The organism is Wocania arenilitoris (assembly GCF_021728535.1).
In the GTDB taxonomy this organism is placed as follows: Bacteria; Bacteroidota; Bacteroidia; order Flavobacteriales; family Flavobacteriaceae; genus Wocania_A; species Wocania_A arenilitoris.
In genome coordinates this window covers 188,817-215,320 of record NZ_JAKKDU010000001.1, presented here as the reverse complement: position 1 = coordinate 215,320, position 26,504 = coordinate 188,817, and the positions used below count along the sequence as shown (strand labels likewise).

The following is a 26,504-nucleotide window of genomic DNA, read 5'->3' as shown; positions in this document are numbered from 1 at the left end:
GTGACAAAATCTGAATTACGTAAAAAATATAAATCTTTAAGAAAGACACTACCTTTAAGTCAAATTGATGATTTAAGTATCGCCATCGCAAACCAAACGCTTAAACTTCCTATTTGGGATTATTCTTTTTATCATATCTTTTTATCTATTGAAGAACACAAAGAAATTAACACCGATTATATTTTAAACATTCTAGCGGGGAAAGATAAAAACATAGTGATTTCTAAAAGCGATTTTAAAACAACTTCTTTAATTAACTACCTTTTAACTGATAGTACGGTTATAAAAAAAAATCATTGGAATATCCCCGAACCTGTTGATGGTATTGCCATAGAGGATAAAAAAATAGATGTAGTTTTTGTTCCGCTTTTAGCTTTTGATAAACAAGGAAATCGTGTTGGATATGGCAAAGGGTTTTACGATAACTTTTTAGCAAACTGCAAACCTGAAACGATAAAAATTGGATTGTCTTTTTTTGATATTGAGAATGAGATTAAAGGTGTTTATAAAGGTGATATTGGGTTGGATTATTGTGTAACACCTAATGCTATTTACACGTTTTAGTCATTGCAATTCTCGCAATATGTATTTCTTAAATACTCATTATCTAACAACTGAAACGTAACGCCTCCTTTATCAATTGAATTAAATAATTTACAAAATCGTTCTTCATTCATGTTTATTGCATTAAGCATAATGGTTCTATAATGAGAATCTTGTGTTAACTCTTTATTTATTAGTGTTAAGTTTAAATAATAGAATAATAAATCTTCATCAATATCAATGGTTCTTGCTTTTCTTTCTAATAACTTAACAGCTAAATTAGAATTACCATAAAGACTAAAAAACTGAGCTAAACTCAAATAATCATAATCGGATAATGAAACCTTTTCATAATTTTTATTTACATAGGCAACCGATTTATCTTTGTTATCAAAATCTCTGTTTTTCATTAATTTATTAGCTATAACCATGTGAAAATTCACCATCATTCTAGAAATAAGTGATTTATGAATGCCCTGTTTTTTTAAAGCATTTATTTTTTTAATTAACATAGATTCATCAACATCAATAGCGTTATAGCGCCATAATATTATTTCAATTGCTGCAATATTGTACTTTACCTCTTTATTGTTAGGTGCCAATTTTTCAAGGTTGAGCAATTCGTTATAAACAATTAATGCTTGTCTTTCATTTAGTATATATTTATAAACTACATTTTTATTTATTATTGTAGCATATTTAGCCTGTTTTGGTATCTCCATTTTTTGTAAAATAGAGACAGAGGTTTCTTTTGTTTTTATTTTTTCAAAAATTGAATTTTGAATAGCTTTTGCTTTATCTATTTTTTCTTCGGTAATTGCGCGATTAAATTCTACTAATAGCATATTAGTAGATTCGCCTTTATTTTTTTCTTTCTTTTCCAGTTCTAATTCTACAACGGCCTTTCGGTGAGTTTTTAAAAGATATTCCATTTCTCTTGAAACAGTTCCCGCTATTTTTTTTCTAATGTCGTTTTTAGTTAACAATTTTAAATTTTCATATTTGGTTTCATTAATATCATTAAAAAACTCTACCCAATTTTCTGATGCAGAAACAACTGTTTTAATAGTTGGTTTTTGAAATGCTTGCAATGCAGCAATTATACTATTTGCACGTTGCTGTTGTAATTCAATATTTCGCTTAGATATGCCTTCAATAGAAGAATATGCTTTAATATTTAAAGATTTAATATCAAAGTCTGTTAATCTTAAAGAATCATAAATTGGTTTTATATCTGCTTGAGAGTAATTAGATTTATTTTTTTTAAAAGGAATTATAAACTTTAATATTTTATTTCTAATCGTATAACTTTCTTTAGCTGAAGCTCTTATTTGTTTTGTATCATAAGTTAAAAAGTCTAAATACATGCCCATATCAAGTAAATCCCATGAATAGTAGTCCAAATCGTAAGTTACATAATATTGGCAAAGGTTTTTATTGCCCAAAAACAGGATGTTGTATTCTAATTCTAAATCGTGTTTTTGAAGCTTTTTAGGTATTTCGCCAACTTTTACTCTAAATATATTTTCAGTACTAGGTTTTAAACCCCTTTTTAATTCTTGGGAATAAACGGGTTTAAGTAAAAGTCCTTTAATTTGATTTTTATAAATAGATTCAATATCACAATCGTATCTATTTTTTAAAACTATATCTATTGCTATACCATCGCCTGCATTTTTAAAGACTGAATTAAACCAATATTTATCGTTTATCTCAAAATAAAGGTTGTCGTTTTCTCTTTTAATTGAATACTTTACTTCTTTGGGTTTTTGACGAAATGCATAAATACATGCTTTGCATTTTTGATTACGCTCATTTTCAGTTGAAGGAAAAACAATATCGTAGGTGTTTTGGGATAAAATAGTTTTAGAACTAAGTAATAGAAACGCAATTAAAAAAAGAAAATTTATTTTCATTATTTGAGGGGTTACAAAGAATATTATTAAAGATTAAATATAGGAAATCCTCTTTAAGTAGAAAAACACTTACTTAAAGATAATTTAAGATTCTTTCTTCTTAAACGCCTTCTTATTAAAAACAATTAGCATAATAAATCCAGTGCTTATTGCCATATCTGCAATATTGAATACGGGGTTAAAAAAGACAAAGTATTCACCGCCTTTAAAAGGCAGCCATTCTGGTAAATAACCTTCCCACAAAGGGAAATATAACATATCTACTACCTTGCCATGAAGCAAAGCATCATAACCACCAGATTCTGGTAAAAACGTAGCGATTTGAGCATAACTATCGTCAAATAAAATACCGTAAAAAACTGAATCGATAATATTACCTAAAGCGCCAGCAAAAATTAATGCAATAGCTAATATTAATACTTTAGGGCTATTCTTTTTAACAACATCATATAACCAATACCCAATTCCAAAAATAGCAACAATTCTAAATAGTGTTAGTGCTACTTTTGCAGTTCGATCATTTATAAACGAGACAAAATCGCTAATTTTTGTACCCCAAGCCATTCCATCGTTTTCTATAAAATATATTTTAAACCAGCTAAAAACGGTAACACTATCCTGAAGTGCAAAATGGGTTTTTATATAAATCTTACTTATCTGATCGATTAGCAAAATTATAATGATTAGTATAATGGATTTTTTTAACGACATGAGGTTTTAAATAAAAAACGTCTCGACACAAAAGCGAGACGTTTTAATAATATAGTTGAAATAATTACTGCATGTTTTTAGCTTCAATACTTAGTGTAGCGTGTGGAACAAGTTCTAATCGTTTTTTATTAATTAGTTTGCCCGTAACTCTACAAACACCGTAAGTTTTATTTTCAATTCTAATTAATGCATTTTTTAAATCACGAATAAATTTTTCTTGACGAATAGCTAATTGCGAATTCGACTCTTTACTCATTACTGCACTACCCTCGTCAAAAGCTTTAAATGTTGGCGATGTATCTTCTGTTCCATTATTATGGTCGTTCATATACGCGCTTTTAATAAGCTCTAAATCGTGTTTTGCTTTTTCTATTTTTTCTATTATCAGTGCTTTAAATTTTGCTAAATCAGCATCTGAATATCTTACGTTATTATCTGCCATAGTTTTTTAATGTTTTTGAATAAATAATTTGGTTCTTACATCATCAAAGGCAATTTCTATACCATTATCTACTCGATCAATAATTTCTAATTCTTCGGTTAAGGTTTCTGTTTTAATATATTCGACATTGTGGTTTACAGCTTTTTCAATATTTGTGTCTTTTTGAAGCAAAACATTAATTCTATCGGTTACTTCAAACCCAGAATCTTTACGCAAATTCTGTATACGGTTAATCAATTCTCTTGCTATACCTTCTTTTCGCAAATCGTCATTTATTGTTACATCAAGTGCTACAGTTAGTGTGCCTTCATTAGCAACTAACCAACCTTCAATGTCTTGTGATGTAATTTCTACATCTGTGCGTTCTAAAGTAATATTTTTTCCATTAACTTCAATATCTAAATTACCATTTTGTTCTATTTTGTTAATATCTTCTCCTGTAAAGTTAATTACTGCATTAGCAATAGCTTTCATATCTTTTCCAAAACGCGGCCCTAGTACTTTAAAATTTGGTTTTATTTGCTTAACCAATATATCTGAAGCATCATCTAAAACCTCAACTTCTTTTACGTTTACTTCGTGCTTTATTAGTTCAGAAACGGCTAAAATTTCTTCTTTTTGCTGAACATTGTCAACCGGAATCATTATTTTTTGAAGCGGTTGACGTACTTTAATCTTTTCTTTTGCTCTTAACGATAACACTAATGATGATATTGTTTGAGCTGCTTCCATTTTTCGCTCTAAACTTTTATCTACATAAGCTTCATTATAAACAGGGAAATTGGCTAAATGGACACTTTCAAATGTTTCTTTTTTGGTAACCGAATTTAAATCTAAATATAACCTATCCATAAAGAAAGGAGCAATTGGTGCGCTTAACTTAGCAATGGTTTCCATACAGGTGTAAAGTGTTTGATATGCAGAAATTTTATCGGTTTGATAATCGCCTTTCCAAAAGCGTCTTCTACTTAAACGAACAAACCAATTACTTAAATAATCTTGTGTAAAGTTTGAAATTGCTCGTGCTGCTTTTGTTGGCTCATAATCGGCATAAAACCCATCTACTTTTTTAATTAAGGTATGTAATTCTGATAAAATCCAACGGTCTAATTCTGGGCGTTCATCAATAGAAATATCTGCTTCAACGTAACTAAATTTGTCTAAATTAGTATATAAGCTAAAGAATGAATAGGTATTGTAAAGCGTTCCGAAGAACTTACGTTTTACTTCTTCAACACCTTCTAAATCAAATTTTAAATTATCCCACGGGTTAGCGTTGCTAATCATGTACCAACGTGTAGCATCAGCGCCGTAATGACTTAACGTTTTAAACGGGTCGACTGCATTTCCTAAACGTTTAGACATTTTTTGTCCATTTTTATCTAACACCAACCCGTTAGACACCACATTTTTATAGGCAACAGAATCGAAAACCATAGTCCCAATTGCGTGAAGCGTATAAAACCATCCTCGGGTTTGATCGACGCCTTCTGCTATAAAATCTGCTGGAAATGTTGTTCCCTTATCAATTAAATTTTGGTTTTCAAACGGATAGTGCCACTGTGCATAAGGCATACTTCCAGAATCGAACCAAACATCAATTAAATCGCTTTCGCGGAACATTTTTTGTCCACTTTTTGAAACCAATACAATTTGGTCAACGATATTTTTATGCAAATCGATTTTAGCATAATTTTCTTCAGAGTTGTTACCAACTTCAAAACTTTTAAAGATATCGGCTTCGAAAACCCCAGCCTCCACGGCTTTTTGCATTTCGACTTTTAATTCTTCAACAGATCCGATACAGATTTCTTCTTTCCCGTCTTCAGTTCTCCAAATTGGCAATGGGATGCCCCAATAACGAGAACGTGACAAATTCCAATCGTTAGCGCTAGCTAACCAATTACCAAAACGCCCTTCGCCAGTAGATTTTGGCTTCCAATTAATACTTGAGTTTAACTCATGCATTCTGTCCTTAACATCGGTCACTTTTATAAACCAAGAATCTAACGGGTAGTAAAGAATAGGCTTATCGGTACGCCAACAATTTGGGTAACTGTGTTTATATTTTTCAACTTTAAAGGCTTTGTTTTCTTCTTTTAATTTGATAGCAATTTCAACATCTACAGAACGCTCTGGTGCTTCGCCATCAGCATAATATTCGTTCTTTACATATTTACCTGCAAACTCACCCATTTCTGGACGGAATTTACCTTGCAAATCTACTAACGGTACCAAGTTATCATTCTCATCTTTTACCAACATCGGTGGCACTTCTGGTGTTGCCTGTTTTGCAACCAAAGCATCATCGGCCCCAAAGGTTGGTGCTGTATGTACTATTCCAGTACCATCTTCGGTAGTTACAAAATCTCCAGATATAACTCTAAATGCATTTTCAGGGTTATCATTTGGTAAGGCATAAGGTAATAATTGCTCGTATGTGATACCAACTAAGTCTTTTCCTTTGAATTCTTTTAAAACGTAAAAAGGAATCTTTTTATCTTCTGATTTATAATTTAATAATTCTAATTTTTCTTCAACCTGATTGAACTTACCAGCAAATTGTTTTGCAACCAATGGTTTTGCTAAAACCACATTTATAGGTTCGAATGTGTACTGATTATAAGTTTCAACTAAAACATAATCAATTTTTGAGCCTACGGTTAATGCAGTATTACTTGGAAGCGTCCAAGGTGTGGTTGTCCAAGCTAAAAAGTAAATATCACCTTCATTTTGTAAAAAGTCTGGCAATGAATTTGCATCTGCTTTAAATTGAGCGACAACAGTAGTATCGGTAACATCTTGGTAGGTTCCAGGCTGATTTAATTCATGCGAACTTAAACCTGTTCCTGCTTTTGGAGAATAGGGCTGAATGGTATAGCCTTTATACAACAAACTTTTATTATAAATTTGCTTTAACAACCACCAAACAGATTCCATGTATTTTGGTTCGTAAGTAATATATGGATCATCCATATCTACCCAATAACCCATTTTTTCAGTCAGGTTGTTCCATACATCAGTATAACGCATAACGGCTTTTCGGCACGCAGCATTATAATCTTCAACCGAAATTGTTTTGCCAATGTCTTCTTTGGTAATGCCTAATTCTTTTTCAACACCTAATTCAATTGGTAATCCGTGTGTATCCCAACCTGCTTTACGCTTAACTTGGTAACCCTTCATGGTTTTATAACGCGGAAAAATATCTTTAATAGCACGTGCTAAAACGTGATGTACTCCTGGAAGTCCGTTTGCTGATGGTGGACCTTCATAAAACACATACGGTTTATTGCCTTCTCTTGTAGAAACACTTTTTTCAAAGATGTTATTTTCTTGCCAATATTGTAGTATTTCGTTAGCTACATTTGGTAAGTCAAGTCCTTTATATTCAGGAAATTTCATCTGATATATTTAATTTTATTTTAATGGACAGATGTAAACTTTAAATCATATTAATCACAAATTATAATTAACTAATTATCAAAGTTTTCGCGCTCATTTACTCTTAAATCTTATAAGTTCGCGAATTTAAGGAATTATATATAATTTTTATTATAAAAAAAGCCAAAACCTAGGTTTTGGCTTTATAGCTTTATTTAATCAAAATTAGTTAAATATAAATTTTTTAGTGATTACTTGATGATCCTCCGTTCTCATACAAACAATATACGTTCCAGTGGACATATTTGATAACCTTAATCCCTTATTTAAGGTTGCTTGAGGAACATCCGTAAGCTCCATAACTATTTGCCCTTTCATATTTATAACAGCCAACCTACTTACTGGTGAACTCAATTTTTTTGCAAATAGAGTATTTGTGTTGTTTTGGTAGTACACAAAGTTAGCATCGTGTTTATCCTCTTCAATACTTAGGCTTTTTTGTTCGGATTGAAATACAATTTCAAATCTTTTATTAAACTTTCCTTGCTCTGAAGAAAAATTATATGCTGTATTATCTCTTAAATCAAAATACTCTCCTGTTAAATTATCTCTTAAATAGATTTCTTGAGATGCATCTATACCTTCACTTTCTGTCATTTTAATTTCAAATGTATTACTTCCAGAAGATTTAAAATTTAATGACACAACTTTATCACTAGTAATATCTGCATACGCTTGTATGTTCATGTTTTTACCTTCGAAATTTAGATTAAAGTCATTTTTGTTTGTATCTGTACACTCAGCTTCATATCCGTAATCAAACCCATCTGTTGTTGTTTCGCTAAAACCTAAAAGCAATTCTCTTCTTGTTGCTGGTCCGGATACAGAATTCAATTCTAATCGGATTTTTTTAAATTCATTTGCTTCATTATTATTTACTGATGTGTTTTTGTTTTGTTTCTTAGTGCTTTCATTTTTGAAAAATGAAGATCCGTTATTGTATGTGTCATCAGCATCACCTTCTTTTATAAAAATACGTTGCGAATTATTAAATTCTACATTTCCGTCTGCAACAATTTCGGTTATAAATCCTTGACCTACTGGCAAATATCTTGATGGTGTTAAAGTACCATCTTGCGAGCCACTGTTTTGTCCTTCTATACCAACAAATTGATAGGCTCGAATAGATCCTAATTTATTTACTTGTGCATAACCACCTTCATAATCTCTAAGTTGATGCGAATCTCCAGCCCATTGTTGCCATAATTGTAAAGAACCATCTATTACACCTGCATTGTCATCTATAAATTTATGGATGTCTAAAGCTGATGGATAGGGATTTCCAAAAAGGTACTCCGTTTTTGAAACCGATGGTACTGAGCCCGCCCCACCTTTATCAGTAACATTTATAAGTATTGTACCATTGTTTGGTTTTCCTTCAAAAGTATATTGCTGTTCTAAACCTGCATTTCCTGTTCCTTTTTGAGTATATCCTACTCCTGACTCAATTGGTGTATTAGTATCTAATACAGCCCAATCCCAGTATGATAGTCCATTTATATAGGTGTATAACCAATAGGAACTAATTTTTCCAACTTCATGATGGCTAGGAGTAAATGATAAATTAATTCCTATTTCATCTTTTATCATATCTAGTGTAAATGCTGTATTATTTGTATTGTTTGTAGCTGCATTGTTATTACTTAAAGCAGTAACACCTTTTGCTCCCACAGGAGATCCCCAATAATTGTACCTATAAAGACTTGAAGTACCTTCTTGCCTTCTTAAAATTTTACCATCAGCTGATGTTACTAAATCGCTATTTATCGTTTGAAGTAATTGCGAATCCTCCATTAAATCCAGAACGCCATTTAATTTTAGATACGAACTATTTTTAATTAAATGACTTCCTTTAACTGTTAATGTACTTCCATGGTCTATAATCAACCCAAAGGTATTATGCGAACTTGAGGTCTCTATATTATTAGAAATTTGCACAATACACCAATCTTTATTTTCTGACAGTTGCTCTATATCCCATACATCGCCATGCAACCAGGTGCTTTCTGATTCCCATGCCCCATTTGAATCTGTTATATAAGGCATCGGAGCCGTTTGCTCCTGTATGGTTGTTATATTATTCATTGTAATCTTGTTATTGTTTTTAGAATAATCTAAAATTTGGTTTGAGCTAATTTCAGTCATTGGGTAATACGCTATAAGGTTATCCGATGAAATTGTAGACCCTGTTTCCACATCAACAATATTTTTGGGTATTACAGAGCCTTTTATGTTTTCAGAATCAGCATTAATCTCTTGATATACCATAGCTTTAACTTGAGACTCGGTTAGGGCCTTGTTAAAAACTCTTATTTCATCTATTTGACCTTTAAAGTATTGCCTATTAGGTATAGATCTGGATAGACGTCCAACTTCAAAATCTCCAATCCATTTATTTGTAGTTGAAATCCTTGCTCCTATATTAGGAGAACTAACGTCTCTTTTAATTTGTTCGCCGTCAATATAAATAATCTGTTCTCCTGTATTACCAGAAAAAATTCCAGCAACATGGTGCCACTCATCGTAATTTATTTGACCTCCATTAACATTTTTTGAATTACCTGCTGATGTATTTACGCCAAAAACTATTTGATTACCATTTTCTACAAATAGCCTACAACCAAGCCCTTCGGACATTATGGTTGCTTTTGGCACACCTGTACTTGTTTTATCTATCTTTATCCATGCCATTATAGAAACTTCTCCTAAACCATTTAAGATGCTATTCCCGCTCAAAAAATCATCCATCCCGTCAAAATCTACCGAAGCAGATGATGGTGGATTGATGTTAAATAAATCTCTATAATCTAAGTCACCACCTGTATTTAAATCGGAGTCGGAATCTGGAAGTATCGATAAATCTGCGGGATTTTCAATGTCTTCATTCACATCCCAAGTACTGTCGTTAACTCCATTAGTTTCAAAAGAGTTAATAAGGCCGTCATCATCCACATCGGCAGCGGTGCTAGTATTAGCCATTCCATTTTCCTCTATATCATTATAACCATCATTGTCACTGTTTAAATCTCTATAATCCGGTATACCGTCAGAATCTGTATCCACAGGTGTTAAACCCGTTCCATAGTTACTCCAAAGTCCAATATAAGGCCCTGAAGTATTAACAACCCCGACTGGAGGCGAATATCCTAAAGTTGTTTGTGCTTCAACATTATCAGGAATGCCGTCATTATCACTATCAATATCCAACTCATCTACAAAGCCGTCTCCATCAGAATCTGTATTGCAAGGCGGTTCTTCTATAATAGTAATACTAAAATCGTCAATTAAATTCCCAATAGTTTTTGACCCTGATGAGGTACTTAGAGCTTCGAGAATAAAGAAGGTGGTATCTTGCCCCTCTGGCACATTATAAACACCTGTGTAGGTACCCCAGGATGTTTTGCCATCAGACATGGTTTCTACTATTGAAGCTGATGCTAAATCTTTACCAATCTTTACTTGGGCTACATCGGTTCCTCTTCTTCCTCTATGCTTAACCGACCATCGTATTTTCGATCCGCCAGAAATAGATAATTCTTGATATAATGCTGCTGTCTGGTTAGCATTAAGTTCTGCCAATTGGTTGCCATGACCAGCTGGAGTCCCCAAAAAGCCACTACGCCACAATTCTATTTTCTTATCAGTAGCTGTTGTTTTCCAACCGGGCACATCATCTTCATGAAATAACATCCATGTTCCGTTACTAACAGATGGTTCCTCAAAACTTGAATTTCCTACATTTTCTAGACTATATACCATCCCACATTCTACAGCATCTAGAATACCATCATTATCATCATCAACATCGACTGAATCCTGAATACCATCACCATCTGTATCCTGCGCCATAATGGCATTTGCAGAAAACAATACAGCTACAAATAGCGTTTTATAAAATAGTCTTTTTTTCATAGGTTAAATATTTTAAATAGATTTCAAACTCTATTTTTAATTTAATACTACAAACGGTACTTTTAGTAGAATGGATTAACTATAATAAAAACATGGTGAGGGAAAATTACTTTGCCCTTGAGACAATATTAGGCTCAAGATTCAATGTTGCAATAGTACTATAATAGTATTAAAAATCAAAAAAAAAATTCGACAAAATGTAAATAAATCAGATAAAAAGCGTTATTTTACTTGAGCCACATAAAGAATAAAAATGTAAAAACCTGATTTTATGATATTTACACTAAAAAAGCAAAGTACCCTATTTTTCTTCTAAAATCCAATTTGATATTGTTAAAATCACTACCAAAAAAAAATCAGATTATATGCGCTATCAAATCCTCTATTTTAGAAATGAATTGAATTTTAATAGCTATGTTTTTTAAAGAAACTTTACTGTATTTAGACACAAAAATGGTTGAAAACCCTAATTTTTCGGCTTCTAAAATGCGTTGCTCCACACGTTGTATAGGACGGATTTCTCCAGACAAACCAACCTCAGCAGCAAAGCAAAAATCTTTTTGTAAAGCGACATCTTCGTTAGATGATAGTATAGATGCTACAACAGCTAAGTCTATTGCAGGGTCATCTACCGTAATACCACCTGTAATGTTTAAAAAGACATCCTTTGCTCCAAGTCTAAAACCAGCACGTTTCTCTAAAACAGCAAGCAACATATTGAGGCGCTTAGCATTAAATCCTGTGGCGCTTCGCTGTGGCGTACCATAAACTGCAGTGCTTACTAAAGCTTGCACTTCTATCATTAGTGGGCGCATACCTTCTAAAGTTGCTGCAATGGCATTACCCGATAATTCTTCATCTTTCTTAGAAATTAAAATTTCCGAGGGGTTGGAAACTTCACGTAATCCAGAACCTTGCATTTCGTAAATTCCTAATTCATTTGTTGAGCCAAAGCGGTTTTTATGGGCTCGCAAAATTCTAAACACATGATTGCGGTCGCCTTCAAATTGCAAAACCGTATCTACCATATGCTCTAAAATTTTAGGTCCAGCAATATGTCCATCTTTTGTAATATGACCAATTAACAAAACAGGTGTTGCTGTTTCTTTAGCAAACTTTATAAGTTCGGTTGTACATTGTTTTATTTGAGAAATACTTCCTGAAGATGATTCGATATAGTCACTATGTAAAGTCTGAATAGAATCAATAATTACAATATCGGGTTCTAAAGTTTCAATTTGCTTGAATATGTTTTGAGTCTTCGTTTCGGTTAAAATATAACAATTATTGTTGTTTGGGTTAATACGTTCTGCCCGCATTTTAATTTGCTTCTGACTTTCCTCTCCAGAAACATACAAAGTTTTATAAGGTAATTTTAATGCAATTTGAAGCAATAATGTACTCTTCCCAATTCCAGGCTCACCACCTAATAAGGTTAAAGAACCTGGAACAATGCCGCTACCTAAAACACGGTTAAATTCGGCATCAAAGGTGTCTAATCGAGGTTCTTTTGAAACATCAATATCTTTAATTCGTAATGGGACTGAATCACGTTTTACTGATGATACTGGAAATTTCCAATCACTCTTTTCTGGTTTTTGAATAACTTCTTCAACAATAGTATTCCATTCTTTACAAGCTGTACATTGTCCTTGCCATTTAGCATATTGATTGCCACAACTTTGGCAAAAAAAAGAAGTTTTAACTTTTGCCATTAATACCCAAAATCTTCTTTAATTAAATCTGCTTTTTCTAACATTAAATCCTTTGTAAGACCCGCTATTTCATCTAAAGTATAAGCCGATTGATAGGTACGCATTGCTTTTTTAGGTTCGCCTGTTTCCTCATAAAATCTTGCTAAATAATAGTTTCCTATAAGGGTTTTAGGGTATTCTTTACGTGCCATTTTTCCTAAAGACTCATAATACTCAAATTTTTCAGTCTTTTCTATGGCTGCAGAAATGGCTTTAAAATCGTTAATTAAAATTTGCTTTTCAATATTAAACAACTCATTAATCATTTGATATTTTTCTTTAAGGTATTCAACAGGAGAACCTTCTAATTCTAAAATAACGTCTTTATATTCTTTTTTACTAATAGGCTGAAATACATAAAATATGCTTTCCATAGCTTTAGGTAAGGCATGTGCTGGAACCGAATAATGCGACCCGCTTTCAAAACTATCAAAATTATAAAACACATTTTTAGTTTCTAAAGCCGAAATATCTTTATTTAAAGCTTCTGTCATCTTTTTTATAGACTTAGAATCGTTTTTTGTATTAGCTAAATAATAAAATAATTTAGATTCTAATTTTCCTAATTGCTCTGGAATATAATCTAACATATTAGGTGCTAATTCTGGGCTAATAACAATATAACCTTGAAATAATGGTTGTTGTTTTAATAAATAATAATTGATGAAATTTGCGGTTTCTCCATGACCTACAGCAACTTTAAAATTTTCAGTTCGGTATGTTGTTTCAATATATGGAATAAGCTCCATACCTATAAACTCGTAAAAAGCTGCGCCTTTTTCAATTGGCAATGAGTTTTGTTCAGAGTACATGCAATCATCAAATCGTTTATCTAATTGATTAATACCAACTACAATAGATTCCGGCATATCTTCCCAATACGAGTAATAATCTACATTTCCTGCTACGACCTCAAATAAATAATCGCCATCTAACACAATAAAAAGCGGATAACCTCTGTCTTCGTTAGCATTATATCCTCTAGGAAGTTGAATTTTTATTTCGCGTGTTTCTCCTAGTTTTGAAGACTCAAAAGTTTCGTATTTAACTTGAGCATCAATAGTTTTGAAAACACAACATATAAATAATAAAAAAACGATTGATTTTGTCATTTTAAAAAGGATTTTGAGATTTAATATTGGCAAGGTAATAAATAAGCGATAAGAATTCAAAAAAGAAAAAAGCTAAGACTTAATTTGATTTGTTTCTGTTAAAAACAGGCAGATAAAGCAATGATAAGCCTCCAAAAAGAATAATTAAAAGAGTTTGTGATGCCCACATAATCCAACCGAAAGCGATACTTGGCCCATCTGCAATTTCGAATATAGAAAAAGCTAAACTAACAGCAATTGGATACGCTCCTATACCACCACTTGTTGTGGCAATACTAAAACTTGCAAAAATAAAGCCTATTAAAATGGCTCCTGTAGAGATACCTTGTAAATCTTCAATAGCCATAGATGTAACATAAAACATAAGTAAATACATCCCCCAGATAAATAAGGTATGAAAAATAAACGCCCATTTTTTTTCCATTTTAAAAATGCTCAAGGCACCCTCTATTAAACCATTAATAAAAGCTTTTACTTTTAAAGCTAGTTTTGATTTACTTCTTTTAATAAAATTAGATAATAATAAAATTCCAAAAATGGCAATCACTAATCCAATTATAATTTTTAGTGGATTAAATTTTTCGATTAAAAACCCGTAAATAATATCGAACTGAAGAAATAAAGTTATTGTAATGATTCCTAGCATTACAATAACATCTGCAATACGTTCTGCTACTATAGTGCCAAATCCTTTTTCAAAAGGAACATTTTCATAGTTTGCAACTATAGTAGCCCTAGCCACTTCACCAGATCTAGGAATGGTATAATTTATTAAGTAGGTTGCAAAAATAGCCATAATACTATTTTCTAATTTAATATTATAACCCATTGGTTCTAATTGAAAACGCCAACGATATGCCCTTGACAAATGGCTTAATAAGCCAAAAAAAACGCCCAATAAAACCCAAAATTTGTTTGATGATTTCCAGTAATCAATAATTACTGGCATAGGTACGTCTTTTAATGAATACCAAACCAAAAAAACTCCCAGTAATAATGGGAGTATAAGTTTTATCGATTTTATTAATCTTGGATTCAAACCTTTATTTTAACAAGTTTGTGGCTTCATCAGGAAAAACTAAAGATGGTTTAAATATTTTAGCTTCTTCTATATTCATAAACGCATAAGTGATTAAAATAAGTGTGTCGCCAACTGATACCTTTCTAGCTGCTGCACCATTTAAGGTTATTTCTCCACTTTTTCGCGGACCAGGAATACAATAAGTTTCTAAGCGCTCGCCGTTATCGTTATTTACAATTTGAACTTTTTCGCCTTGTATAATGTTGGCAGCATCCATTAAATCTTCGTCAATGGTAATACTACCTATATAATTGAGTTCTGCACCTGTGCATTTAACTCTGTGAATTTTAGATTTTACTACTTGAATTTGCATGAGGCAAAGGTAATTAATTTAGTGCGATATTATCAATAAGTCTAATGTCATCTGCATATGCTGCTATAAACGCTCTATATACTTTTTTGTTTGATTTTCTTTTAACAGGCTTTAAGGTTTTGGAGTCTGCAATAATAAAATATTCTAATTTCAACAACTCATGTTTAGCAAACTCATTTTCAACCCATTCCGAAACTTTATTAGCACTTTTTGTGCCAAATTTCTCTTTGGCAACTTTTAAAGTTTTATAAATAAAAGGCGCTGTATTTTTATACTCTGGTTTCAACCGTTTGTTTCGCGAACTCATTGCTAAACCATTGGTTTCTCTGTAAATAGGACAGCCAATAATTTTAACCGGAATATTATATTTTTCAACCAATTTTTTAATGATAGCTAATTGCTGAAAATCTTTCTCGCCAAAATAAGCACGATGAGGTTTTATGATTTCGAAAAAGCGTTTTACAATGGTGCCAACACCATCAAAATGACCGGCTCTAAACTTGCCTTCCATTTCAAACTCTAAACCATCAAAATCAAATTTTTGAGACACAGCATTTCCTTCATAAATATCCTCAACGGTTGGTGCATAAACTAAAATTTTTTCTTTCGAAACGGTTTTTAATAACACCGTATCTTCATCTAAAGTTCTTGGATATTTTTTAAGATCATCTTTATTATCAAACTGTGTAGGATTAACAAATATGCTTACTATAACTCTGTCGTTTTCATTTAACGCTTTTTTTACCAAAGCCAAATGCCCTTTGTGCAACGCACCCATAGTTGGCACCAAACCTATAGTAAACTTTTTAGCTTTTAATTCGTTAATTGCCCTAGCAATTAGCATATTTTGTGAAAAAATAATCATTATTTAATAAAAAATTAACGCTTGCAAACTTAATATTTTACTACCAATTCGCATAAAATTTTGTACTTTTGCGTGTTTTTTATTTTGATTTCTCAAAAAAGCTATTCATTTATATAGCCATAAAAAGCTAATAAAAACTAATATATGAAAGATAAGAGGATATTATACGTATCATCTGAAGTAGTTCCTTATTTACCAGAGACAGAGATTTCATCCATGTCTTTTGAAGCACCAAGAATGGTAAATCAACAAGGTGGTCAAATAAGAATTTTTATGCCTAGATATGGCAATATTAATGAAAGAAGACATCAATTACACGAAGTTATAAGGTTATCTGGTATTAATTTAGTTATTAACGATTTAGACATGCCGCTTATTATTAAAGTAGCATCTATCCCTAAAGAGCGCATTCAGGTTTATTTTATCGATAATGATGAATATTTTAAAAGAAAAGCTACACTTACCGACGAAAACGGAGAGCTATTTTCTGACAATGACGAACGCGCCATTTTCTTTGCAAAAGGTGTAATAGAGACTGTTAAAAAGCTTAACTGGTCGCCAGATGCAATTCATGTTCATGGCTGGTTGGCATCTTTATTACCGCTTTATTTAAAGCAATATTATAAAGACGAACCATTATTTAGTGAGAGTAAAATAGTTACTTCTATATATAATCAAAGTTTTGAAGGCGCGTTAAATAAAGACATGGTTAACAAAATTAAGTTTGATAATATTGATGAAGACGCTATTAAGTTACTAGAAAACCCGTCGTACAACAACTTAATGAAAGTTGCTATTGACTATTCTGACGCTTTAATAGTGGGGTCTGAAGATATGACTGAAGATTTAAATGCATATTTAAAAGCCTCGGATAAACCTATTTTAGAGTATAAAAGTAAAGATGAATTTGGTGAAGCATATACTGAATTTTTAAATACAAAAGTTTGTAGCTAACCTCTACTTCGTTTAGAAAAGATTATGAAAAAGACATTTAAAGCCCTTAAATTTTCCAGTATTTTTTTATTAGTTATGGCATTATTTATTGCCTGCGATAAAGATTTTAACTCTATTGAAAGTGATGTTTTAGGAAAAGACAATGCCAATTTTAATACAGATAGTTTAAATCTTCAAATTTTAGCTTACAACAAAAAGTTAAATTCACTTCAAATTAATGGTTTATCCTCAAATTTATTTGGTGTTTTTAACGACCCTGCCTTTGGGCAAACAACAGCAAGCATTATAACTCAAATAACTCCAAATACTTTTAGCCCTAATTTTGGAGATAATCCTGAAATTGATTCAGTAGTTTTAAGTATTCCGTATTACAGTAAACAAGTTGGAACCGAAGAAGGAACTACTAACATTAAATATTCTATTGAAGACTCTCTTTACGGTAACTCACCTGTAAAATTAACAATCTATAGAAATAATTACTTTTTAAGAGATTTTAATCCAAGTTCTGAGTTTAACGAAACTCAGAATTATTTTTCTAATGCTAGCGCTTCTACAAATTCAGCTCTTGATGGCACCAATGTTATAAATTTTGAGGATCATAAAGGTGAAATGATTTATGATTATTACGACGATAATGAACAAAAACATTACTTACCAAGTGGTAAAGCCATTATTTTAAAAAGCACTGAAGGTGAAGAAGAGGTTGTTGATAGACAAGTACCGGCATTACGAGTACATTTAGATAAAGATTATTGGAAAACTGTAATTATTGATAAAGAGGGAGATCCTGCACTTAGTAACACCAACAATTTTAGAGATTATTTTAGAGGTTTATATTTTAAAGCTGAGCCTATTAATGGGGCTGGCAACATGACTTTTTTCAATTTATCATCAGCTAATATAACCATCTATTATTCTAAAGATTCAACTGTAGATGGGCAACGAACTCAAAGTAATTACAGCTTAAACTTTACCGGTAATACACTAAACACCTTTATAAATGATTATAGCATTGCCTTAACTAATGGTAATAAAACGACTGGCGACGAAAGGTTATATTTAAAAGGAGCAGAAGGCTCTATGGCAGTAGTAGATTTATTTGGAGGTGAAATGGTAGAATGCGAAGACGAAAGTGGTGTAATTACCATGAGAACTCCATTAGATTGCTTTAAAAAAACATACAGAGAATTAGATGAAAATGGCGAGTATTTACCTAAAGTTAATGGTGATTTCCCGCTTAAAAGATTAATTAACGAAGCTCATCTTCTAATTTACGAAGATGAAAATGCAGATAATGGAGGTGATCCTGATTTTCATAAATTCGATAGGCTTTATGCTTACGATATAAAAAACAATATTCCAACAATTGATTATTCGTTAGATCCAACAGGAAGTCAAAACACGAACTCTAACCCACTAAATTCTAAGATTTTTAGCTTAGGACAACGTATTACAGATAACAATGGTATTTCAAAATACAAAATCCGTATTACCGAACATCTTAATAATATTTTACTTAAGGATTCAACAAACACAAAATTAGGCCTCCTTTTGTCTACTAATGTTAATTTAACTAACAATTTTAAAATTTTAGATAGTGGAGATGAAGTTACAGAAACGCCCGCGGCAGCTATATTAACTCCTAGAGGTACAACTTTATACGGAAATCATCAAAACGTTCCTGAAAACAGAAAAATGAAGCTTGAAATATTTTTTACAGAGCCTAATTTTTAAATTCATATTATAAGTCTTCTTTATTTAAAATAGTATCTGTTTTACTTACTGTTTTTGAGTTTCATCGTAAAAAATGTCAAGTTCATATAATATTATGACATTTGTAGATATTTTTTTTACATATTTGTTCCTAATAAATTAAACCCCAAATTAATTAAACAAATTACTTATGTGCGGAATAGTTGGATATATAGGACACAGAGAAGCTTACCCAATTATTATTGAAGGTCTAAAGCGATTAGAATATCGAGGTTATGATAGTGCTGGTATTGCACTATTTGACGGTAACGACCTTAAAATTTCTAAAACTAAAGGAAAAGTATCAGATTTAGAACAACGATCAGAACAAGAAATTACCAAAAATGGTAGTTTAGGTATTGGTCATACACGTTGGGCAACCCATGGTGTACCTAACGATGTAAACTCGCATCCACACGCTTCTAATTCAGGAGATTTAGCCATCATACACAATGGCATAATTGAAAACTACGATGCTTTAAAAAAAGAACTCATTTCTAGGGGTTATACGTTTCAATCAGATACTGATACTGAAGTTTTAATCAATTTAATAGAGGACGTTAAAAAGAAAGAAAATGTTAAACTTGGCAAAGCAATACAAATTGCATTAAACCAAGTAATTGGCGCCTATGCTATTGCAGTTTTTGATAAAACAAAACCAGGGGAAGTTGTTATTGCTAGGCTTGGTAGTCCATTAGCTGTAGGAATTGGTAAAGACGAATTTTTTATAGCAAGTGATGCTTCTCCTTTTATAGAATATACTAAAAACGCCATTTATTTAGAAGATGAAGAAATGGCAATTATTAGGCTTGGAAAAGACATAAAAATCAGAAAAATTAAAGACGATTCGTTAGTCGATCCTTATGTTCAAGAACTTCAAATGAATCTTGAGCAAATAGAAAAAGGTGGTTACGATCATTTTATGCTAAAGGAAATACATGAGCAACCAAGAGCCATAAGAGACACTTACAGAGGAAGATTATTAAGAGACAAAGCCATTATAAAAATGGCTGGTGTTGAAGATAATATGAAAAAGTTTTTAAACGCTGATCGTATTATTATTGTAGCATGTGGTACCTCATGGCATGCTGGTTTAGTTGCCGAATATATATTTGAAGAGTTTTCTAGAATACCTGTAGAAGTAGAATATGCTTCTGAGTTCCGCTATAGAAACCCTGTAATAACTGAGAAAGATGTTGTTATCGCAATTTCACAATCTGGTGAAACTGCAGATACTTTAGCCGCCATTAAATTAGCGAAATCTAAAGGAGCTTTTGTTTTTGGAGTTTGTAATGTTGTGGGCTCATCTATTGCTAGAGAAACTGATGCTGGTGCATACACACATGCTGGACCAGAAATTGGAGTAGCTTCTACTAAAGCATTTACAACTCAAATAACCGTGCTAACTTTAATGGCTTTGCGTTTGGCAAGAGCTAAAGGCACTATGTCGAGTTCAGATTTTAGATTACACATACAAGAATTAGAACTAATTCCACAAAAAGTAGAACAATTATTAAAAGTTGATGAGCACGTAAAAGACATTGCAAAACAATATTTGCTTTCTACCAATTGTTTATATCTGGGTAGAGGTTATAATTTTCCTGTGGCTTTAGAAGGTGCTTTAAAACTTAAAGAAATCTCCTATATTCATGCAGAAGGCTATCCTGCTGCAGAAATGAAGCATGGTCCTATTGCTTTAATTGATGATAGGATGCCTGTAATTGTTATTGCAACAAGTAAAGGGCATTACGAAAAAGTAGTAAGTAATATTCAAGAAATAAAATCAAGAAAAGGTAAAATTATTGCTATTGTAACCAAAGGCGATACTGCAGTAAAAGAAATTGCTGATCATGTTATAGAAATTCCAGAATCAGAGGAAGCATTTTCTCCTTTATTAACTACTATTCCACTTCAGCTTTTATCATATCATATTGCAGTTATGCGCAACTGTAATGTAGATCAGCCACGTAACTTAGCAAAATCTGTTACGGTGGAGTAACGCTAAGTGACATTTATTCTTTTACCCCTACACATTAATCGTAGAGTCCTCTGTATCAGTAACTACGACTCATTTATTGAAGTCTTATTATACTGAGTGCCAAGAGTACTTATTCGATAGAATTAAGGGCTATTTATAAGAAAATCTTACCCCTTTTGGGTATAGAAAAATATCTCAAATTTTAAATAACGAAGGGTTACTAACACCCTATGGAAAAACTTTTAGTAATTCCTCTGTTCACTCTATTTATAAAAAAGGTAAAATTAGATTGGAAAGAATGAACCGAAAAGACTTATTAATCGTTTAGATAATTAGTTCTTATAAACCTCTTAAGCAGCATACTGTGCGTGCTTATGGTGAAAATATTTTTTTACTTGGGTTTATCTTGTTTTCTTTTCTTCATAAAATGGTTGATATTATCTTTAAGTTGTTCTTTGTTGACGGCTCTTTGATTTTGTCAATAATAACTTAAACAATGAAATCATAAAATTGATTACTTATAATCAAAAATTATGCAAACCCTTTTTAGCTCATTTTAATGTGTAATTGGTATGACAACCACAACCATCTTCACTTACACAGGCTTTGGCGGTTTTTTTCTTAGGTTTCCAAATAAACTTTTTTACTATAAAAACTACTGCAAAAGCAAGTATTGTAATAGCTAATATGTTTTGTATAATGGTATTCATTTATTTTAAAAGTTGAAAAGCAATTAATGCTACAATATATGCAAAAGCACTCATAATAACGAGTTGTAGTGTTGGCCATTTCCAACTATTGGTTTCTTTTTTTACAATGGCAAGTGTACTCATACATTGCATAGCAAAAGCATAAAATAAAAGTAGCGAAATACCAGACGCAAAATTAAATAATGGGCCACCAAGAACAGGGTTTATTTCTCCTGCCATTCGGTTTTTAATGGTTTCTTCTTCATCGCTTCCAACACTATAAATGGTTGCCAGCGTACCCACAAACACTTCGCGAGCAGCAAAACTGCTTACAATGGCAATGCCAATTTTCCAGTCGTAACCCAATGGTCGTATTGCAGGTTCAATTGCTCTTCCTGTTAAGCCTATAAAAGAATGTTCTAGTTTATGAGATGCTATTTTTTGCTGTAATTCTTCTTCATTTAAATTCTGCGAAGCATCCTCTGCTTTCACAATATTTTCAGCATTATTAAAATTTTCTCCAGGACCATAAGATGCCAAAAACCAGAGCACAATAGATATAGCAAGAATAATTTTACCGGCACCAAACACAAAAGCTTTTGTTTTTTCAACAACGGTTAAACCCACATTTTTAAACAGCGGAAGTTTGTAATTTGGCATTTCAACAACAAAAAACGATTTGCTTTTTATTTTTAAAATTTTATTTAAAATATAAGCCGAAAATACAGCCGTACCAAAGCCTATAAGATATAAAAGCATTAATGTTAAGGCTTGATATCCTAATCCTAAAAAACGACCTTCTGGAATTACTAATGCGATGATGATTAAGTACACAGGAAGTCTTGCAGAACAGGTAGTAAATGGTGTTACTAAAATAGTTATTAAGCGTTCTTTCCAACTTTCAATATTACGAGTTGCCATAATAGCAGGAATAGCACATGCGGTACCCGAAATTAAAGGTACTATGCTTTTTCCACTAAGCCCAAAACGCCGCATAATTCTGTCCATTAAAAAAACAACGCGACTCATATAACCGCTTTCTTCAAGCACCGAAATAAACAGAAATAAAAAGGCTATTTGTGGAATAAATATAACGATACCACCAAGACCAGGAATAATGCCTTCGGCTAATAAATTAGTAAAGGCACCTTTAGGTAATTGCGTTTTTGCCCATTCGCTTAACGATGCAAAAACGCTATCGATAAAATCCATTGGTATGCTAGACCAATCGTAAATAGCTTGAAAAATAGTGAGTAAAATAACAAAGAAAATAAGATAACCCCATACTTTATGTGTGAGTACTCTATCTAATTTTGAGCGTAAATCTTTAGCTTGAGAGGCATCAATAGTTTGTCCTTTTTTAAGTACGTTGTTAATAAACTGGTAACGCTTTATTGTTTCTTTTTGCTGTAATCGTTTTAGTTCACTTTCGCTTTTTGTTTTAAAACTAGAGATGGCATCAATTTCGTTTCTATCTGTTTTTCCAAAGTTTACATCTTGAGTAATAACTAGCCAAAGCTTATAAATTAATTGGTTTGGGAAGGCTTTTCGCAAGCTATCAAAATACTCAGTATCTATTTCAGATGCATTTATACATGGTGCTATAGAAATGTCTTTATAGTTAGAAATGAGTTGTTTTAAATCATTTATACCTTCATTTTTACGTGTACTTATTAAAGCTATTTTTGTTTGTAAATGTTTTTCTAAATATTCTATATCTAAAGAAATGCCTTTGTAACGCATTCTATCAGCCATATTGATAACAAGTACAGTAGGGATTTCTAAATCCTTAATTTGAGTAAAAAGTAAAAGGTTTCTTTTTAAATTCTCAACATCGCTAACAACCACAGCTATATCCGGAAAATCTTTGTCTTTTTTATTAAGTAGTAACTCAATAACTACATTCTCATCAAGCGATGAGGCATTTAAACTGTAAGTTCCTGGTAAATCAATAATATGAGCTTTAACACCTCGGGGCAATTTGCAAATACCTTCTTTTTTCTCAACGGTAATGCCAGGGTAGTTTCCAACTTTTTGATTTAAACCCGTAAGTGCATTAAAAACAGAGGTTTTTCCAGTATTCGGATTACCAATTAAGGCGACGTTAATTTGCTTACTCATGTGCTATTTTATCTATTAAAATATGAATAGCTGTTTCTTTTCTTATAGCCAAATGGGTACCGTTAATATTTAAATACATCGGGTCTGCAAAAGGAGCAACTTGTAAAAGTTGCACGGGGTTACCAGGCAAACATCCCATTTCTAATAGTTTTAAAGGGATATGAATTGAGGAAACATCAGTAATTATACCATGTTCTCCGCGTTTTAAATTGGCTAAATTATCTTGCAAGCTTATTTAGATTGATTTTAAAGAATCAAAAATAGTATAAAATTTCAGGCTAAAAAAATTGTTGATATAAAACTATTTGTTGTATTCTTTTTTTAGGTGTTCTATGTCTTTTAACAAAGAATCAATTGCTGTTGAACTAATTCCATTATAAATACCCCTAATCCGTTTTTCTTTATCTATTAAAGCAAAGTTTTCTGTATGAATCATTCCATATTTATTCTGTGGATCATCCTCAACAACTAAATAAGATTTCCTAGCTAAATTATATATTTGTTCTCGATCGCCTGTTGCCAAATTCCACTTACTATCGATAACCCCTTTTAATTTTGCATAACGTTTTAATTGTTCAACCGAATCAATTTCTGGAGTAACCGTATGTGAAAGTAGCATGATATCATTGTCATTTAAAATTTCGTTTTGAATGCGTACCATATTATCCGTCATAATAGGACAAATACTTTGGCAAGTTGTAAAAAAGAAATCTGCTACATAAATTTTATTGGTATAATTTTTTTGAGAAATAGTATCGCCATTTTGATTTAGCAAACTAAAATCAGCTATTTTATGATATTTTTTTACATGTTGTTTGGTGCTATCGACTAATTTAGGTTCAAAATTAGCGGGCTGGTAAATAGTTAGTGGTTTGTAAACATTTAGCGTATTGTAAATAATTGCAATTATAATGATTGAAATAATGGCAAAAACAATGGCAAACCCTTTGTAGTCTTTAAAAAATGAAAGCATTGAAAGTAATTAAAACTGATAGAGTACAAAAATACGATGAAAGATTCACGACTAAAAAATTTTAGGTATTAAGTTTTACTTAAACTTAAAATCGTGTTAAATATTACAGCATTCAAAAATTGATTTTTCAAACTTGGTTTAAAAGCTTACTTTTGTGCGATTATAAAAAAAACGTAATACATGTCTGTATTTTTAATAAAAGCTGGTCAATTATTATTAAGCCTCTCCATTTTAGTTGTTCTACATGAACTAGGACATTTTATACCAGCAAAACTATTTAAAACACGCGTAGAAAAATTTTATTTATTTTTTGATGTAAAATTTTCACTATTCAAAAAGAAAATAGGCGAGACTGTTTATGGTATTGGCTGGTTACCTTTAGGAGGCTACGTAAAAATTTCGGGAATGATTGACGAAAGTATGGATACCGAACAAATGGCACAAGAGCCTCAGCCTTGGGAGTTTCGTTCTAAACCTGCGTGGCAACGTTTAATAATTATGTTGGGTGGCGTTACGGTTAACTTTATATTAGCAATTGTTTTGTTTATTATAATGTTATCTGTTTGGGGTACAAGTTACATAACAAAGGATAGTGTAAAATATGGTTATGGTGTTACTAAAACGTTAGAAAACTATGGTTTTCAGCAAGGTGATAAAATTATTTCTATAAATAATGAATCGATTGAAGATATAACAATTCCTATTAACAAGTATTTAATGTTTCGGGATGTAGATAATATTAAAGTAGAGCATCCTAATGGTTCTGTTGAAGAAATAAAACTTCCTGAAGATATAGGCACGCAACTTTTTGAAGCTGGTGACATACCTGCTTTAGAGCCGCGTTTCCCTTTTGAAGTAGATTCTGTAGCTTCTGAATTTCCTGCTGCAAAATCTGGTTTACAAGTAAAAGACAAGATTGTTGAAATAAATGGGCAACCAGTTAATTACTTTTCAGACTTTACATATGGCATAAAAAATAGGACAGATTCTATTATAAACTTAAAGATAGAAAGAAACAATAGCCTTTTAGATATAAAAATTAAGCCAAATGAGGACAATAAAGTTGGTATTGTTTCCAAAAAAACAGATTCAACATATGTTAAATATTATGACAAAGAGTACACCCTTTCTGAAAGTATAACAGGTGGAATTAGCCAAGGATATTGGGAGATAAAAGATTATTTAGCACAGTTTAAATATATTTTTACCAAAAAAGGAGCAACACAAATTGGTGGATTTGCCGCAATTGGTAATATGTTTCCTCCAACATGGAATTGGCAAGCCTTTTGGTACTTAACAGCATTTTTATCTATTATGTTAGGTGTTTTAAACCTACTACCAATACCAGCTTTAGATGGAGGACATGTCATGTTTTTATTATACGAAATGGTTTCTGGCAGAAAACCAGGAGATAAGTTTATGGAGTATGCTCAAATGATAGGTGTCTTTATATTAATAGCTTTAGTTTTATTTGCAAATGGTAACGATATTTATAAAGCTATTTTTGATTAAATTTTTTTAATTATTAAGTTTGTAGTAAATAAAAATATATCTATATTTGCGCTCGCTTAAGCGAAAATAACCTTCCTCTTTAGCTCAGTTGGTTAGAGCATCTGACTGTTAATCAGAGGGTCCTTGGTTCGAGCCCAAGAAGAGGAGCTTAATAAGAGAAAGGCTTTACAGAAATGTAAGGTCTTTTTTTTGCTGGTGTTAATTTGACTTATAAATAGGACCAAGACAAATTGTTGTGTTTAAGCAAAAATTCTAGTTAATCTAAAAAGGAAGAACTCTACATTTTTAACACCTCTAAACTGCGCTCTAAAGGCTTTAATTTTAGCATTAAAGATTCGCTGAAGCATTGGTGGACTTACAATAAAACTGGACAGTTAATTGAGATATTATGCAGCTAGAGGTTCTTTTTTTAAAAATGTGTTTTGTAGTTTA

At 31.8% G+C, this 26,504-nt stretch carries 19 protein-coding genes and 1 tRNA gene; 6 read left to right on the top strand and 14 right to left on the bottom strand.

Annotated features, from left to right (window positions below; genetic code table 11):
• Entirely contained in the window at positions 1-564 is a 564-nt protein-coding gene (locus tag L3X37_RS01040; protein WP_237238309.1) for a 5-formyltetrahydrofolate cyclo-ligase, read from the top strand.
• On the opposite strand, the gene L3X37_RS01035 is transcribed toward L3X37_RS01040, so the two are convergent.
• The 10 genes from L3X37_RS01035 to panC all read right to left on the bottom strand — a co-directional run bounded on the left by L3X37_RS01035 (position 561) and on the right by panC (position 16,093).
• On the bottom strand, positions 561-2,459 hold the full coding sequence (locus tag L3X37_RS01035) for a hypothetical protein (protein ID WP_237238308.1): 1,899 nt from the start codon (positions 2,457-2,459) through the stop codon (positions 561-563). The two genes, L3X37_RS01040 and L3X37_RS01035, sit on opposite strands and share 4 nt — an antisense overlap.
• Positions 2,460-2,543: 84 nt before the next feature.
• Complete coding sequence (locus L3X37_RS01030) at positions 2,544-3,170, bottom strand: lipoprotein signal peptidase (RefSeq protein WP_237238307.1); 627 nt, start codon at positions 3,168-3,170, stop codon at positions 2,544-2,546.
• A gap of 64 nt (positions 3,171-3,234) precedes the next feature.
• Positions 3,235-3,612 (bottom strand): TraR/DksA family transcriptional regulator, encoded by a 378-nt coding sequence (locus L3X37_RS01025; RefSeq protein ID WP_237238306.1) that lies wholly within the window; start codon positions 3,610-3,612, stop codon positions 3,235-3,237.
• 6 nt (positions 3,613-3,618) lie between these two features.
• Complete coding sequence (ileS, locus tag L3X37_RS01020) at positions 3,619-7,017, bottom strand: isoleucine--tRNA ligase (protein WP_237238305.1); 3,399 nt, start codon at positions 7,015-7,017, stop codon at positions 3,619-3,621.
• Between the two features lie 204 nt (positions 7,018-7,221).
• Positions 7,222-10,968 (bottom strand): DUF8693 domain-containing protein, encoded by a 3,747-nt coding sequence (locus L3X37_RS01015; RefSeq protein WP_237238304.1) that lies wholly within the window; start codon positions 10,966-10,968, stop codon positions 7,222-7,224.
• 356 nt (positions 10,969-11,324) lie between these two features.
• Positions 11,325-12,683: a DNA repair protein RadA gene (gene radA, locus L3X37_RS01010; protein ID WP_237238303.1), complete on the bottom strand. Its 1,359-nt coding sequence runs from the start codon at positions 12,681-12,683 to the stop codon at positions 11,325-11,327.
• Positions 12,683-13,834: an alpha/beta hydrolase gene (locus L3X37_RS01005; protein WP_237238302.1), complete on the bottom strand. Its 1,152-nt coding sequence runs from the start codon at positions 13,832-13,834 to the stop codon at positions 12,683-12,685. Before L3X37_RS01005 ends, radA begins: the two co-directional genes overlap by 1 nt.
• 79 nt (positions 13,835-13,913) lie before the next feature.
• Positions 13,914-14,873 (bottom strand): lysylphosphatidylglycerol synthase transmembrane domain-containing protein, encoded by a 960-nt coding sequence (locus L3X37_RS01000; RefSeq protein WP_237238301.1) that lies wholly within the window; start codon positions 14,871-14,873, stop codon positions 13,914-13,916.
• Between the two features lie 4 nt (positions 14,874-14,877).
• Complete coding sequence (gene panD, locus L3X37_RS00995) at positions 14,878-15,228, bottom strand: aspartate 1-decarboxylase (RefSeq protein ID WP_237238300.1); 351 nt, start codon at positions 15,226-15,228, stop codon at positions 14,878-14,880.
• A 13-nt stretch (positions 15,229-15,241) separates the two neighbouring features.
• On the bottom strand, positions 15,242-16,093 hold the full coding sequence (gene panC, locus L3X37_RS00990; protein WP_237238299.1) for a pantoate--beta-alanine ligase: 852 nt from the start codon (positions 16,091-16,093) through the stop codon (positions 15,242-15,244).
• 144 nt (positions 16,094-16,237) lie between these two features.
• Between panC and L3X37_RS00985 the strand changes: the two genes are divergently transcribed.
• The 3 genes from L3X37_RS00985 to glmS all read left to right on the top strand — a co-directional run bounded on the left by L3X37_RS00985 (position 16,238) and on the right by glmS (position 20,798).
• Complete coding sequence (locus L3X37_RS00985) at positions 16,238-17,047, top strand: glycogen/starch synthase (RefSeq protein ID WP_237238298.1); 810 nt, start codon at positions 16,238-16,240, stop codon at positions 17,045-17,047.
• A 24-nt stretch (positions 17,048-17,071) separates the two neighbouring features.
• Positions 17,072-18,781, top strand: coding sequence for a BamH family beta-barrel-assembly machinery protein (bamH, locus tag L3X37_RS00980; RefSeq protein ID WP_237238297.1), 1,710 nt, complete (start codon positions 17,072-17,074; stop codon positions 18,779-18,781).
• Between the two features lie 169 nt (positions 18,782-18,950).
• On the top strand, positions 18,951-20,798 hold the full coding sequence (gene glmS / locus L3X37_RS00975) for a glutamine--fructose-6-phosphate transaminase (isomerizing) (RefSeq protein WP_237238296.1): 1,848 nt from the start codon (positions 18,951-18,953) through the stop codon (positions 20,796-20,798).
• Positions 20,799-21,328: 530 nt separating this feature from the next.
• Here the strand turns inward: glmS and L3X37_RS00970 are convergent.
• The 4 genes from L3X37_RS00970 to L3X37_RS00955 form a co-directional block, all read right to left on the bottom strand.
• A complete protein-coding gene (locus tag L3X37_RS00970) occupies positions 21,329-21,487 on the bottom strand; it encodes a FeoB-associated Cys-rich membrane protein (protein WP_237238295.1) in 159 nt (52 codons plus the stop codon).
• Complete coding sequence (feoB, locus tag L3X37_RS00965; protein WP_237238294.1) at positions 21,488-23,587, bottom strand: ferrous iron transport protein B; 2,100 nt, start codon at positions 23,585-23,587, stop codon at positions 21,488-21,490.
• On the bottom strand, positions 23,580-23,816 hold the full coding sequence (locus tag L3X37_RS00960; protein WP_237238293.1) for a FeoA family protein: 237 nt from the start codon (positions 23,814-23,816) through the stop codon (positions 23,580-23,582). The genes feoB and L3X37_RS00960 overlap by 8 nt, the downstream gene beginning before the upstream one ends.
• A gap of 72 nt (positions 23,817-23,888) precedes the next feature.
• Positions 23,889-24,560, bottom strand: a complete 672-nt coding sequence (locus L3X37_RS00955) for an SCO family protein (protein ID WP_237238292.1) — start codon at positions 24,558-24,560, stop codon at positions 23,889-23,891.
• Positions 24,561-24,740: 180 nt separating this feature from the next.
• On the opposite strand from L3X37_RS00955, the gene rseP reads away from it, so the two are divergent.
• Both rseP and L3X37_RS00945 read left to right on the top strand, forming a co-directional pair.
• Positions 24,741-26,072 (top strand): RIP metalloprotease RseP, encoded by a 1,332-nt coding sequence (gene rseP / locus L3X37_RS00950; RefSeq protein ID WP_237238291.1) that lies wholly within the window; start codon positions 24,741-24,743, stop codon positions 26,070-26,072.
• Between the two features lie 73 nt (positions 26,073-26,145).
• Positions 26,146-26,219, top strand: a tRNA-Asn gene (locus L3X37_RS00945).
• The last annotated feature ends 285 nt before the right edge of the window (positions 26,220-26,504 follow it).